This window comes from Paenibacillus sp. 7541 (assembly GCF_002276395.1).
GTDB classification, from domain to species: domain Bacteria; phylum Bacillota; class Bacilli; order Paenibacillales; family Paenibacillaceae; genus Paenibacillus_AQ; species Paenibacillus_AQ campinasensis.
In genome coordinates this window covers 270,505-285,260 of record NZ_NQLZ01000011.1, presented here as the reverse complement: position 1 = coordinate 285,260, position 14,756 = coordinate 270,505, and the positions used below count along the sequence as shown (strand labels likewise).

General features: G+C 53.5%; 11 protein-coding genes. All 11 read right to left on the bottom strand.

The features are described 5' to 3' along the window. Positions 1-12: 12 nt before the first annotated feature. Entirely contained in the window at positions 13-924 is a 912-nt protein-coding gene (truB, locus tag CHH75_RS07360) for a tRNA pseudouridine(55) synthase TruB (protein WP_095397853.1), read from the bottom strand. Continuing rightward, a complete protein-coding gene (locus CHH75_RS07355) occupies positions 921-1,898 on the bottom strand; it encodes a DHH family phosphoesterase (protein WP_095397852.1) in 978 nt (325 codons plus the stop codon). Before CHH75_RS07355 ends, truB begins: the two co-directional genes overlap by 4 nt. A 32-nt stretch (positions 1,899-1,930) precedes the next feature. After that, positions 1,931-2,284, bottom strand: a complete 354-nt coding sequence (rbfA, locus tag CHH75_RS07350) for a 30S ribosome-binding factor RbfA (RefSeq protein ID WP_095265697.1) — start codon at positions 2,282-2,284, stop codon at positions 1,931-1,933. A gap of 17 nt (positions 2,285-2,301) precedes the next feature. After that, positions 2,302-4,827 (bottom strand): translation initiation factor IF-2, encoded by a 2,526-nt coding sequence (infB, locus tag CHH75_RS07345; RefSeq protein ID WP_095265698.1) that lies wholly within the window; start codon positions 4,825-4,827, stop codon positions 2,302-2,304. Next, entirely contained in the window at positions 4,820-5,143 is a 324-nt protein-coding gene (locus CHH75_RS07340) for a L7Ae/L30e/S12e/Gadd45 family ribosomal protein (protein ID WP_179292127.1), read from the bottom strand. Before CHH75_RS07340 ends, infB begins: the two co-directional genes overlap by 8 nt. Continuing rightward, positions 5,136-5,444, bottom strand: coding sequence for an RNase P modulator RnpM (gene rnpM, locus CHH75_RS07335; protein WP_095397850.1), 309 nt, complete (start codon positions 5,442-5,444; stop codon positions 5,136-5,138). Before rnpM ends, CHH75_RS07340 begins: the two co-directional genes overlap by 8 nt. 29 nt (positions 5,445-5,473) lie before the next feature. Beyond that, a complete protein-coding gene (nusA, locus tag CHH75_RS07330; RefSeq protein WP_095265701.1) occupies positions 5,474-6,571 on the bottom strand; it encodes a transcription termination factor NusA in 1,098 nt (365 codons plus the stop codon). Between the two features lie 32 nt (positions 6,572-6,603). After that, on the bottom strand, positions 6,604-7,065 hold the full coding sequence (gene rimP, locus CHH75_RS07325) for a ribosome maturation factor RimP (protein WP_095265702.1): 462 nt from the start codon (positions 7,063-7,065) through the stop codon (positions 6,604-6,606). A 192-nt stretch (positions 7,066-7,257) separates the two neighbouring features. Beyond that, positions 7,258-11,574 carry a PolC-type DNA polymerase III gene (locus CHH75_RS07320; protein ID WP_095265703.1) on the bottom strand — a complete coding sequence of 1,439 codons (4,317 nt, stop codon included), beginning with the start codon at positions 11,572-11,574 and terminating at the stop codon, positions 7,258-7,260. A 211-nt stretch (positions 11,575-11,785) separates the two neighbouring features. After that, positions 11,786-13,243 (bottom strand): proline--tRNA ligase, encoded by a 1,458-nt coding sequence (proS, locus tag CHH75_RS07315; protein WP_095265704.1) that lies wholly within the window; start codon positions 13,241-13,243, stop codon positions 11,786-11,788. 162 nt (positions 13,244-13,405) lie between these two features. Continuing rightward, a complete protein-coding gene (rseP, locus tag CHH75_RS07310; protein WP_095265705.1) occupies positions 13,406-14,680 on the bottom strand; it encodes an RIP metalloprotease RseP in 1,275 nt (424 codons plus the stop codon). Positions 14,681-14,756: the final 76 nt, after the last annotated feature.

The window sequence follows — 14,756 nt, the reverse complement described above, 5'->3', positions numbered from 1 at the left end:
TACTATATATCTCTAGGAAAACACTTTTACAGGCGCAATCGCCCCGGATTCTTCCTGCTTCTGAAAGATTCCCAAAAACTTGCCGCTGCCATCATACAAGCGAACAGGACGCTCATCCTGGACCGGGGGAGTAACCACTCTGGCGGACAGCCGCTGCCCTCGAAGCGCCGCTTCCGCCTTCTCCTCTCCGACACGATGAGCCGGGAGATGAGAAATCGCCTCATCCACCGGAATCAAATAAGCGTCCAGCGTGCCTTCGGACATCAACCGTTCGATGTCTTCAATCGACAGGCACTGCTCGGCCGTAACGCCAGCGGATCGGGTTCGCTCAAGCTGGACCATAACCGATGGAAGGCCAAGCGCCTTCCCGATATCCACGCAGAGCGTGCGGATATAGGTTCCTTTCGAGCAGAGCACCCGAAACGAGATATCGGTGCCGGCATCCTCAGCTTCAAAGCCGGTCATCTCGATTTCATGGATGAACACATTCCTGCTTTTGCGCTCAACCACTTTCCCTTCCCTTGCAAGCTCGTACAGCCGCTTCCCGTCTACCTTGACGGCCGAATACATCGGAGGCACCTGGGAAATCTCCCCGACAAAAGAACGCAGCGCTTCCTCCGCCTCTTCTCTTGTCACATGAACCTCATCTACCGATTCCAGCACATTTCCGGTAACATCCTCCGTATCCGTAGCATAACCAAGCCGCATGACCGCCTTGTATTCCTTGGGCAGCTCCTGCAAATATTCCAGCACCCGGGTGGCTCGCCCTAGACACAGCGGAAGCACGCCCGTTACCTGGGGGTCAAGGGTGCCGGCATGGCCGATCCGTTTCATCTTCACGATCCGGCGTACCTTGGCTACCACATCATGCGAGGTCCAGCCAGCCGGCTTGTTCACTGCCAGTATTCCTTCCAGCGTACTCATAAGGCGAGTCTCACCCGCTCAACAATCCGGGTTATGACTTCCTCCAGATTCCCTTCCATTCTGCAGCCTGCCGCGCGTACATGTCCGCCGCCGCCGAAGCTTTGAGCCAGTGCAGCCACGTCCACCTTGCCGGCGGAGCGCAGACTGACCTTAACGCCTCCGTTCTCCAGCTGCTTGAACAAAATGCCGACTTCCACCCCTTGAATGTTGCGTGGATAATTGACGATGCCTTCGAGATCTTCATTGATCGCGCCGCACAGCTTCATATGCTCCGGCGTCACATAGACCCAGGCGATCTTGCCATCCTCGCTCAGACTGAGTGTATTCAGCGCCTGCACAAGCACCTGCATCTGCGGCAGCGTCATCTCCTCCAGCAGCGATTCAGCTAGCTCCGGACCGTTCACACCATAAGACAGCAGTTCCGAAGCGATCCCCATCACCTTCGGGGAAGTATTCGAGTACCGGAAGCCCCCGGTATCCGTCAGCAATCCCGTATAGAGTGCAGTTGCAATATCGGCATCCCAGCGGATATCAAACAACTGTAACAGATCATACAAGATTTCCGCCGTAGCTGCTGCATCAGATCTCACAGCGTTGACGGCGCCGTATCGGTTATTGGTCGGATGATGGTCGATGTTGACGATCAGCGCATCCTCCGCAAACCATTCCTTGGTGCGCCCAACTCGGTCAAAATCCGCACAATCGACGCAAATGACAAATTTGAAGTTCCGCCCCGGCTGCTGCTCGGACAGATTGATCAGCTCGTCCGCATGCCACAGCCCGCTCATCCGCTTCGGAATCGGCCCTTCGTTCATCATTGCGAATTTTTTGCCCAGACATGAGAGAAGCCAGCCCACCGCTAGGGTGGAACTGACTGCGTCTCCATCGGGCTGAACATGCGACACTACCAAGTAATCATCATGCTCCAGCAGGAATGACTTCACCTGCTGCAGCTCCTGTTCATAGGTCTGCATTCGCCCTCTCCTTTATACAACAAACTACCTGATTACTTCTCTTCGTTCTCGCCGATCTCATTCAGCAGCTTTTCAATCCGGCTACCGTACGCAATCGAATCATCGAACTTGAAAAGCAGTTCCGGAACATGGCGAAGGCGGATTCGCTTGCCCAGCTCCGAGCGCAGGAAACCGCTGGCTTTCTCCAGCCCTTTCAAGGAAGCGGCTTTCTGCTCGTCATCCCCGAGAACGCTCAAGTACACCTTCGCCTGGGACAGATCATTGGTTACATCCACGCCCGTCACCGTAATGAACCCGATTCTCGGATCCTTGATCTCCGTCTGGATCAGCTGGCTAAGCTCCTTCTTGATCTGTTCTCCTACGCGTCCTGTTCTTATTTTCGCCATTTAGATCACCTCTTTGATTAGCGCTCCACCGTTTCCATGATAAAGGCTTCAATGACGTCGCCTTCTTTGACGTCGCTATAGTTTTCCAAGGTAATCCCACATTCATAACCTTGAGCAACTTCTTTTGCATCATCTTTGAAACGCTTGAGGGAATCGATCTTGCCTTCGTGAACGACAATGCCGTCGCGAATGAGGCGGACTTCAGCATTTCTCGCAATCTTACCGGAAGTGACCATGCAGCCGGCAATCGTTCCGACCTTGCTCACTTTAAAGGTGTTCCGCACCTCGGCGTGGCCGATAACCGTTTCCTTGTACTCCGGATCCAGCATGCCCTTCATCGCCTGCTCGATTTCCTCGATTACCTTATAAATTACCCGGTGGAGACGAATGTCTACCTTTTCTTGCTCTGCGGTCTGTTTCGCCTGAACGTCAGGACGGACGTTAAAGCCGATCACAATCGCATTGGAAGCTGCGGCCAAAATAATATCGGATTCCGTAATGGCACCGACACCGCTGTGAATGATTTTCACGCGCACGCCTTCCACTTCGATTTTGTTCAGCGAGCCTTTGAGCGCCTCGACAGAACCTTGAACGTCCCCTTTGATGATGACATTCAAATCTTTAATCTCGCCATCCTTAATGTGCTTAAACAGATCGTCAAGCGTCACTCTTGTGTTGGTGTTCAGCTCGGATTGACGCTGTGTTACCGCCCGTTTCTCGGCAATGGAGCGCGCTTTGCGCTCATCTTCAAACACCATGAACGGATCGCCGGCGCCCGGCACTTCGGTCAGACCCGTAATCTCTACCGGCGTCGAAGGTCCGGCTTCTTTCAGACGGCGGCCTTTATCGTTCACCATCGCACGAATCCGTCCGAAGCAGTTGCCCGCCACGAAGGCATCGCCGACTTTGAGCGTTCCGTGTTGAACGAGAATCCGCGCTACCGGACCGCGGCCTTTATCCAGCTCGGCCTCGATGACCGTACCGCGGGCGCGCTTATTCGGATTGGCTTTGTACTCGTTCACTTCGGCAACGAGCAGAATCATCTCCAGCAGATCTTCAAGGCCCATGCGCTGTTTCGCCGAAACATTGACAAAGATCGTGTCGCCGCCCCACTCTTCAGGCACAAGCTCATATTCGGTCAGTTCCTGTTTGACTTTATCCGGGTTGGCATCCGGTTTATCGATTTTGTTGACAGCTACGATGATCGGCAGTCCCGCTGCCTTCGCATGGTTGATCGCCTCAACCGTCTGCGGCATCACGCCGTCATCCGCAGCCACAACGATAATCGTAATATCTGTCACCTGCGCACCGCGCGCACGCATCGCCGTAAACGCTTCGTGGCCCGGGGTATCCAGGAAGGTGATCTTCTTGTTGTTGATCTCGACTTGGTAAGCCCCGATATGCTGCGTAATGCCTCCGGCTTCGCCCCCGGTTACATTGGTGGAGCGGATTGCGTCAAGCAGCGTCGTTTTACCATGGTCAACGTGTCCCATAATGGTGACGACTGGCGGACGCTCAAGCAGATCCTCTGGCGCATCGTTCTCCTCAACCGTCTCGAACCGATCTTCTTCCACCGGAATCTTCACTTCTACCTCAACCCCGAACTCTCCTGCAAGCAGCTGGATCGTCTCGATGTCGAGCTCCTGATTGATCGTGGCCATCACGCCGAGGAAAATCAGCTTCTTGATGACTTCGGAAGCGTCCTTATGAAGCAGCTTTGCCGTCTCACCGACGGTCATGTTGCCGCGGACGATAATTTTCTTCGGCGTGTTGTCGATTTTCTCGCGAGGCGGCTGGTTGTTCTGATTCCGCCCGCGGTTGTTTCTGCCGCCGCGGTTGTTGTTCCGGAAACCTCCCTGGCGGTTGTCATCAAAGCGCTTGCCGCCGCCCGAACGGTTCTGGTTGCCGCCGGTTTTGTTGCGGTTCTGATCGCCGCTTCGATTTGGAGTCCCGCTATTGTTTCCGCCGCCCTGTGGACGGGAACCGCTTGGCTGCCCATTGCTCTGCGGACGCGCTGTCGTTTGTACCGCTGCGCCTGGTCTTTGTCCGTTGTTCCGATTGTTGTTCTGCCCCTGTGGGGAGCCTGGCTGACTTTTTCTTCCGTTTTGGGTGCTGGAAGAGTTCTGGTTATTTTGATGATTTCTATTATTCATACCTACCTGCTTTTCCTGTTGTTTTTTTGGCTGCTGTCCTTGTCCTCGGCTCTGGGAGCGCTGGCTGCCATTGCCATCTCCACTGCGCACAGTGGTCGCTCCGCCCTGTCCGCCTCCGGTCGTTGCCTGGCTGCTCGCGACCGATGCCGACTTACGGCTGTCTCCGCGAGAAGCTTCTGCAGTATCGCGTTTGGCGGCTGCACTAGACTTGATGTCCTTAAAGAACTGCTCCACCTTGGATACCGTATCATTTTCCATAACACTCATGTGGTTATTGACCGGAATATCCAGACGCTTGAGAATCGTAATGATCTCTTTACTGCTCATATTCAATGATTTCGCGTATTCGTACACACGAAGTTTATTATCCTTGTTTTCCTGTTTACTCAATATACTCCACCTCCGACATTGTCTCCATACCTTTGGAGATCAGTTCTGCGAATCCTTGATCCGTAATGGCCAGCACAACCCTTTCGGGTTTTCCTACACTTGTGCCGAGACTGTCCCGGTCAAATCCGATTACCAGAGGGATGTTGTAAGAACCGCATTTGTCGCGGAACTTTTTTTTCGTAAGATCTGAGGCGTCACCCGCCAGAATAACCAATTTTGCTTCGGAAGACCGGATTGCTTTCAGCACAACCTCATCTCCGGTAACCACCTTGCCTGCGCGCATGGCCAGGCCCAGACGAGAAAGCGTTCTATTCAACATCGGCACGGTCCTTTGCCGCAAGAAATTCATCCTCAACCTTGATGAAGTCCTGGGCCAGCTGCTCGTAAATTTCCGGCTTAACATTATGCTTCAGGGCGCGGTCAAGCGCCTTGTTTTTATGTGCCAGCTTGAAGCAGGAAACGTTGCCGCACAGATACGCCCCTCGGCCCGATTTTTTGCCGGTCAGATCGATGAGTACCTCCTCCTCGGGGGTTCTTACGATCCGGATCAGCTCTTTCTTCGGTTTCATTTCCTGACAAGCCACGCATTTACGCAGCGGTACTTTTCTTTGTTTCAACACGATAACCCCCCCGTCACGCTATGATTTTAGTCGACGGAGACGGAATCCTGATGCATTTCTCCCGCTTGGGATCTCGGTCTGCCAAATTCCTGTTCCGCCTGGCTTTCGCTTTTAATATCGATTTTCCAGCCTGTCAGCTTCGCCGCAAGACGAGCGTTCTGGCCTTTGATTCCGATCGCAAGCGACAGCTGATAGTCCGGAACGATCACCCGCGCCATCTTCTCGTCCTCAAATACTTGAACCTCAAGCACTTTGGACGGGCTGAGCGCATTGGCTACATATTCCTCGACATTATCCGAATAGCGGACGATATCAATCTTCTCTCCGCGCAGCTCGTTGACAATCGTCTGTACGCGCATCCCCTTAGGTCCGACGCAGGAGCCAACCGGATCGACTTCCTCGTTCCGCGAATAGACCGCAATTTTGGAGCGGAAGCCCGCTTCGCGCGCAACCGAACGAATCTCCACCACGCCGTCGAAAATTTCGGGCACCTCAAGCTCGAACAGACGCTTAAGCAGTCCTGGATGTGTGCGGGACAGCATAATTTGAGGTCCCTTGGTCGTATTTTCAACCTTAGTAATATACGCCTTAATCCGGTCTCCGTGCTTGAACTTCTCGTTTGGCATCAGCTCAGTCAGCGGCAGCGCAGCCTCGATCTTGCCCAGATCGATATAAATGTTGCGCAAATCCTGGCGCTGCAGCGTCCCGGTTACGATATCGTCTTCCTTATCGATAAAGGCGCTGTAGATCAGTCCACGCTCAGCTTCCCGGATGCGCTGGGTTACGACCTGCTTCGCCGTCTGCGCAGCAATGCGCCCGAAGTCGCGCGGCGTAACCTCGATTTCCGCGACATCCTCCAGCTGAAAATGAGGATTGATTTCGCGGGCCGCATGCAGAGAAATTTCCGTGCGCGGATCCAGAACCTCTTCCACGATCAGCTTGCGGGCGAACACCTTGATTACCCCGGTGTTGCGGTTCATGTCAACCCGCACGTTTTGCGCGGTGTTAAAATTCCGCTTGTAGCTCGAGATCAGCGCTGCTTCTATCGCTTCAAACAGCACGTCCTTGCTTATGCCCTTCTCTCTCTCCAACTCGTTCATTGCCTCAATAAAATCCATACTCATTGAAAATCGGTTCCCCCTTTCAAAACTTCCGTTTAAAAAATGATGGCCAATCTGGCGCTGGCTACTTTAGCATATGGAATAGCGTGTTTTTTTCTGGCCGTCTGAACAACAAGCTCCTCATTCTCAAAGGACTCCAGCTTGCCTTCAAATTCCTTCAGCCCATCGATCGGCTCGTACAGCGTGACGAACACGTTCTTGCCGACCGCCTTCACAATGTCCTCCTTCTTCTTGAGCGGACGCTCTGCGCCTGGAGAAGAAACCTCAAGAAAATAAGCTGTCGGGATCGGATCGTTCTCATCCAGCTTCTGGCTCAAATATTCGCTGATCAAGCCGCAATCCTCAATATCGATACCGCCTTCTTTGTCCACAAACACACGCAGAAACCAGCTGCTGCCTTCTTTCACATATTCCACATCTACCAATTCAAAGCCGTGTTCGTCCAAGTATGGCTGCACCATTTCTTCCACAGTCGTTTTAATCTTCGGTGTGCTCAAAGAACATAACCTCCAACTTTCTTTTCCTATATACCAAAGAGTAAAGAGTGGGTCGCCCCACTCTTTACACAACGGTTTTATCTCCATGATTACCAAAAAAATTATAACATAGTCTGGTAATAGTGACAAGTATGACTCCTTGACTGTCAAGCCGCTCCGAAAAGCAGGAAGCGGCGGCTTACGCCTCGTTCATTAAAACAGCGACAGCTGGTTGCTTTCCGGCAATCCGCGGAAGCAGCCCATCTGCGATAAAAGCTCCACGGCGGTTTTACTCGCCTTCGCCTTTTGCTGGAAATCTTCAACGGACAGGAATTCCCCGTACTCGCGAGCGGCAGCGATGTTGCGGGCCGCGTTCTCCCCGATGCCTTGCAGCGCGGAGAATGGCGGGATGAGCGAGTCGCCGTCCACAATGAATTTGACTGCGTCGGACCGATACAGGTCGATGGACTTGAACGAGAAACCGCGTGCCGTCATCTCAAGGGCCATCTCCAGAATCGGCAGCATCCCCTTTTCTTTGGCGCTGGCCGAGAAGCCCATCTGCTCGATCTCCTCGATCCGGCGATATATCGCATCATAACCTTGGCAGCACAGCTCGATATCGAAGTCCTCAGCCCGAACCGAGAAGTAGGTCGCATAGTATTCAATCGGATGGTACAGCTTGAAATAGGCTGTCCGTACCGCCGAAATAACGTAGGCCGCGGCGTGCGCCTTCGGGAACATGTACTGGATCTTGAGACAGGAATCGATATACCACTGCGGAACTTTGCAGCGTTTCATCTCCTCGATCCATTCCGGGGTAAGCCCTTTACCTTTACGCACGCTCTCGGTAATTTTAAACGCCAGGCTTGCGTCCATCCCGGCTTTATAGATCAGGAACAGCATGATGTCGTCGCGGCAACCGATCACGGTCTTGATGTTGCAGGTGCCGTTCTTGATCAGTTCCTGCGCATTGCCAAGCCATACGCCGGTTCCGTGAGACAGACCGGATATTTGCAGCAAATCCGCAAAGCTGGACGGCTGCGATTCCACCAGCATCTGGCGCACGAACTTCGTGCCCATCTCCGGCACGCCGTAGGTGGCGACCGGGGAACGAATCTGCTCCGGCGTGACGCCGAGCGCCTCGGTCGAGTTGAACATGCTCATGACTTTCGGATCATTCATCGGGATCGTAGTCGGATCAACTCCGGTCAGGTCCTGCAGCATCCGCATCATCGTCGGATCATCGTGCCCCAGAATATCCAGCTTGAGCAAGTTCGCATCAAACGCGTGGTAATCAAAATGCGTGGTCTTCCATTCTGCATTCACATCATCGGCCGGATACTGCACAGGGGTAATATCTTCGACCTCGATGTAATCCGGCACGACGACAATACCGCCCGGATGCTGACCGGTGCTCCGCTTGACGCCGGTACAGCCGGCAGCCAGGCGGCTCAGCTCCGCCCCGCGCCAGCGCTTGTGATGATCTTCCTCATACTTTTTGGCAAAGCCGAACGCCGTCTTTTCCGCAACCGTACCGATCGTTCCCGCCCGGAACACGTTTTTCTCCCCGAACATTTCTTTCGTGAAATTGTGCGCGTGCGGCTGATATTCCCCGGAGAAGTTCAGATCGATATCCGGAACCTTGTCCCCCTTGAAGCCAAGGAACGTTTCGAACGGAATATCCTGGCCTTCCCCCTTCATCATCTGTCCGCAGTCCGGACACGACTTGTCGGGAAGGTCAAATCCGCTCGGCACACTGCCGTCAAGGAACCACTCGCTGTGCTTGCACTCCGGATTGAGGCATATGTAGTGCGCAGGCAGCGGGTTGACTTCGGAGATGCCGAGGAACGTTGCGACGACAGAGGAGCCGACAGACCCCCGTGACCCTACCAGATACCCGTCCCGGTTCGATTTTTTAACCAGACGCTCGGAGATCAGATAGTTGGCCGAGAAGCCGTATTTGATAATCGGCTCCAGCTCTTTTTCCAGCCGGGCGACCACCACTTCAGGCAGCGGCTCGCCATAGATGGATTTTGCCGTCTCATAACAGGTGTTGCGGATCTCTTCATCCGCTCCGTCAAGAATCGGCGTGAACAGTTTATCCGGGAACAGCTCCAGCTCCTCGAAGCGGTCGGCCAGTTCGCTCGTGTTCTTCACGACGACCTCGTAGCATTTGTCCTCGCCCAGAAATTCGAACTCGGCCAGCATTTCCTCTGTCGTGCGGAAGTGGGCATCCGGCTTGCGAATATCCTTGAGCGGGCTAAAGCCGGTGATTCCGTGAATCGTAATATCCCGGAACAGCTTGTCCCGCGGCTCCAGATAATGCACATTGCCTGTCGCGATGACCGGCTTGTCCAGCTTCTCGCCGATGCGGACAACTTTGTGAAGGGCCGTTTTGATTTCCTCCGGACTGCCGACTAGGCCTTTGTCTACCAGATGCATGTACATCGTCAGCGGCTGTATTTCAAGCACATCATAGAACTGGGCGACCTCTTCGGCCTCCTCCTCCGTCTTGTTAAGCACCGTTTCGAAGAACTCGCCTTTCTCGCAGCCGGACAGAATGAGCAGCCCCTCGCGCATCTCCTGCAGCCTCGATTTCGGAATGCAAGGCACGCGCCTGAAATATTCCGTATGGGACATGGACACCAGCTTGTACAAGTTCTTCTTGCCCGTCATATTCAAGGCGTAAATGCCGCAATGGAACGGACGTGCATTGGACAGATCTGTACCGACATAGTCGTTCAGCCGGTCCAGCATTTTGATCCCTTTCATCTTCTCGGCATCAGCCAGCAACCCGTTCAGAATGCCGGCCAAGGCAACGGTATCGTCAATCGCCCGGTGATGGCTTTCCAGTGCAACCTTGTATTTGTCTGCCAGCGTGTTCAACCGGTGGTTTTTCATGCCTGGATGCAGGAGGCGAGCCAGCTCCACCGTATCGAGATACGGGTTGTCGAGCGTCTCCATGCCCAGATTTTTCAGCGACGCCTGAATGAAGCCAACGTCGAACCGGGCATTGTGGGCAACAAGCACCGCATCGCCGACGAATGCTACAAACTCCTTCATCACATCTTCCAGCTCCGGTGCATCCTTCACCATCTCATCGTTAATGTTCGTGAGCTGCTGAATATGGTACGGAATTCGTTCATGCGGGTTGACAAAGGTCGCGTACCGGTCGATCTCCTTACCCTCCTGCATTTTGACAGCGGCGATCTCGATAATTTTGTTCGCTGTGATCGACAGACCCGTCGTCTCGATATCAAAAACAACAAACGTCGCGCTGCTCAGTTCCAGCGGCTTGGCATTCTCGACTATGTTGACCGCATCGTTAACCACGTTGGCCTCAAGACCATACATCATCTTGATGCCGTTCTTCTTCGCGTGTTTGGCCGCATCCGGGTAGGACTGCACGCCCCCGTGATCGCTGACGGCGATCGCTTTGTGCCCCCAGCTTGCAGCTGTTTTGATGTACCGGTCAATCGGGGTTACGGCATCCATCGTGCTCATCGTTGTATGGAGATGGAATTCCACCCGTTTCTCAGGGGCGTTGTCTTTGCGGGAAGGCGGAGCCTGAACTTCAACCAGATCGGAAGGGATCATCACCAGCTCAGGCACCTGCATAAAGCGGTCATACTCCACTCGTCCGCGCGCTTTGACCCATTTGCCATTCGCCAGCTGGCCAAGCACCTTCAGATCATCCTTCGTCTTGGCAAACATTTTCATCTGCAGCGAGTCGGTGAAATCCGTCAAGTTAAACATAAACAGTGTGCTTCCGTTCCGGAGTTCCTTCTGATCCAGCCCGAATATCGTGCCTTGAATCGTAATTTTCTTCTCTTCATCCTGAATTTCCTGAATCGGTACAGGCTGCTCCTTGATCTCATAACCGACCTGCAGGCGGACCTCGCCCTCTTCCTGCTCTTCGGCCAAGCTCTCGGCCTCCAGGCTGCTCATGAGCGCCTCAATCACTTCCCGCTCTTCCTGGCGTTTGCGCTGCTCAAACTCTTCCATGGCAGCCACATCACTTACGCCAACCTGCATCTTCACCCTGAGATCCAGCTCGAAGTACTTGCCAAAAAAGCGTGTGATCGCCTGATCGATCTGCTTCTTGCGGGCAAGCTCAAGCGACATGCCATCCGACATCGTCAGCGTCAACAGCCCTTCATGGACCTCATATCGCGCTCTGGCCATCCAGCCGTTGACCGATGGGATCTCGCGGTGAACCCATTCAAGAAACAATCCCCAATATTCTTGAACGATGTCGGCCTCATGAACTTGGCCTCCATATTTGAACACAAAGCTGATCTTGGCAATGTGGTTCATTTTCTCCTGTATTCTCAGACAGAAGGTCCGGTAGACTTCACCCGGAACCAGCTTTTCCTTATGAATCGTGATCTTCCAATCCTTGCTGGCGCGGCTGATTTCCACCTTCTCAATCCAGCCGTCCAGGAAATAGGGTTCCACCAGACTGGCCGGGACTTCTCCCTGCTTCATCAGCAGTTCAAATCGCTTCCTTTTCTCTTCCTGTGTGCCCATGGCTTCCTCCCCCCGCATAACCTAAAACTTCAAACGAAAGATATGAATGAAAAAGGCTTCCGTCGGCAGCCGCCTATTACTCCTGTTGCCACAGAGCGTAAAGTCATACTGCCATCCGGAAGCCAGCTCCGAATGCTAGTCTTCTTAAAGATTCAATGATTGAACCCGTGTGATCGGGACGAACAAGATCAATGAATCCATACACTGATCCTTAGTACGCTCTTGCAAACAATACGGTATGCTTCGCTGCATCGCCGCACACGAGACATGTTGTTTTCTTCTCGCCTGGTTCAAACGGAATGTTTCGGCTCGTCGCACCGGTCTCCTGCTTGACCGTGTCCTCGCAAGCCTCGGAGCCGCACCAGCCAGCCAGCGTAAATCCGCGCTGCTCTTCCATGCTTGCCTTCATCTCATCCAGCGTATTTACGGAATAGAAGTGATCTTCCATGAACTGCTTCGCACGGTCGTACATCTCCTGATGCACCTGCTCAAGCATCGCCTGAACCTCTTCCACCAGGTTCGCCTGCTGAACGATCTTCTTCTCTCCGGTGATCCGGGATACCAGAACGCATACGCCGTTCTCCATATCGCGCGGACCAATCTCCAGACGAACCGGCACGCCCCGCATTTCATATTCATTGAACTTCCAGCCCGGACGAACGTCCGGATTGTCGTCAACACGCACCCGGATTCCGGCCGATTTCAGCTCACGGAACAGCTCGTCCGTACGCCCGACAACGGCATCACGCGTCTTCGGCGGGCCGATCGGAATCATGATCACCTGCGTTGGAGCGACCTTCGGCGGCAATACGAGCCCGCGATCATCCCCGTGAACCATAATCAGGGAGCCGATGAGGCGTGTGCTGACCCCCCATGAAGTGGTGTGTGCAAATTCGAGCGTGTTATCACGGCTTAAATACTGGATTTCAAAAGCCTCGGCGAAATTCGTGCCCATATAATGGGACGTTCCTGCCTGAACGGCTCGTCCATCCTTCATCATCGCTTCGATGGAATAGGTATCCACCGCACCCGCAAACTTCTCGGAAGGCGTCTTCTGCCCTTTAATGATCGGAATCGCCAGATAGTTCTCTACAAAGTCAGCGTAGATGTCCAGCATTTGCATCGTTTCCGCTCTCGCTTCTGTTTCGGTCTCGTGAGCGGTATGCCCTTCCTGCCATAGAAACTCGCTTGTGCGCAGGAATGGCAGCGTACGCTTCTCCCAGCGCACCACATTTGCCCACTGGTTAATGAGAACCGGGAGATCACGATAGGATTGGATCCATTTCGAATACATATGACCAATCATCGTTTCCGAGGTTGGGCGGATCGCCAGGCGCTCCTCCAGCTTCTCCCCTGCTGCCTCGGTTACCCACGGAAGCTCAGGATTAAAGCCCTCGACATGCTCTTTCTCTTTCTGGAAGAAGCTTTCCGGAATGAACAGCGGGAAATACGCGTTGCGATGACCGGTTTCCTTGAAACGGCGGTCAAGCTCCTGCTGGATATGCTCCCATATTTCGTAACCGTCCGGCTTGAATACCATGCAGCCCCGAACCGGAGAGTAGTCCATCAGATCGGCTTTCTTAATAACGTCGATATACCAGCGGGAGAAATCCTCCCCTTGCGGCGTTATCTCAGTCACAAATTGTTTGTTGTTGGCATCCTTCGACATATCAATCGTGTTCCTCCCATAAATAAAACGTCGATGCCCCGCAGCGCTCCCGCGACCATCGCGTTATCGGCATAAGTAAAATACAGCTGCAGGTAAAATGTACAGCAAAAGGCACGGCTCGTAAAGCGGCTGGCGCCTCCAAGCCGTACCGGTGTGTCCTTCTTACCCGTTAATCAGACGCAATATATCATTGTAGGTGACGGCTATCATTAACAGGAACAGCATCGCAAAACCTATGAAGTGGACCATCCCTTCACGGTTGGGATCAATCGGCTTGCCGCGCACGGCTTCCACGCCAAGAAATACAAGGCGGCTTCCGTCCAGAGCCGGAATTGGCAGCAGATTGAAAATGCCTAAGTACAAACTCAATATCGCAGCCCAATAGGTGAGCTGTTCAATCCCTTGTCTTGCAATTTGACCGGTAACCTCAAACGTCCGCACAGGACCGCCAAGATCATCCATGGAGAAGCGCTCGATCAACTGCCTGAATCCCTGGAAGATGATCCCGGTTGTATCCACCATCGCGGTACCGGCCCCCGTCACGGTCTCGATCGGACCCGCTTGCCGGGTCGGCAGCTCCGGTACAATGCCCACCTTGCCGCCTTCCTGTCCTTCCATCGCCCGAGGCGTCAAGGACAAGTCAAAGGTTTCCTCACCGCGCTGTATCGTCCAATCCATCGGCTTGTCCGTCGACGCCGAGATCAGCTCGATCATCTTCCGGTAATCAGCACCGATCGCTGTTCCATTAATGCTGACAATAATATCGCCAACCTGCAAGTTCGCTTCATCCGCCGGCGCGCCTTTCGTAATTTCGCCGATTTTGACATAAGTCGGATTGTCGACAGGAAGCCCTGCCATCTGAATATGAAGCGCGAACAGTATAAAGGCCAAAATAAAGTTCATCAATGGCCCGGCAAAAATAGCAAGTGCCCGCTGTCCGACCGTCTTGCTGTTAAACTGGCGGTCTCTCGGGGCGATCTGCGTTTCGATTCCCTTCGCAACCGTCATCGCCTGCGGGTGAATCTCGTACTGTTGAAATTCGCCATCCACATCCAGGCGAACGGACAGTCGATCCACCATATCAATAAACTGAACTTCCCCGCGGATCACATTCTTCCGGTTATCCAGCTGATCCAGGTAAATCTTCTTCACCTGATTCTCTTGATTGAGGCGGACCGCGATCGTCTGTCCGGCATGAATCTCTACCAGTTCCGGGTCTTCTCCAGCCATGCGGGCATAACCGCCAAACGGCAGCAGCCTTAGTGTAAACTGGGTTTCATTTCGCTTATATGAGAACAGCTTAGGGCCAAACCCGATCGCGAACTCCCGAACCAGAATCCCGGCACGCCGGGCAAAATAGTAGTGCCCCCATTCATGTACGGTCACAATGACAAAAAACATGAGCACTGTCAGAAAGACGATCCGCACCATTTCCAATTGATTACATCCCCCTTTTCCCGCTGAGAACGCAGTATGTCCTTATAGATTATCATTATTCTCCTATCGTCCACAA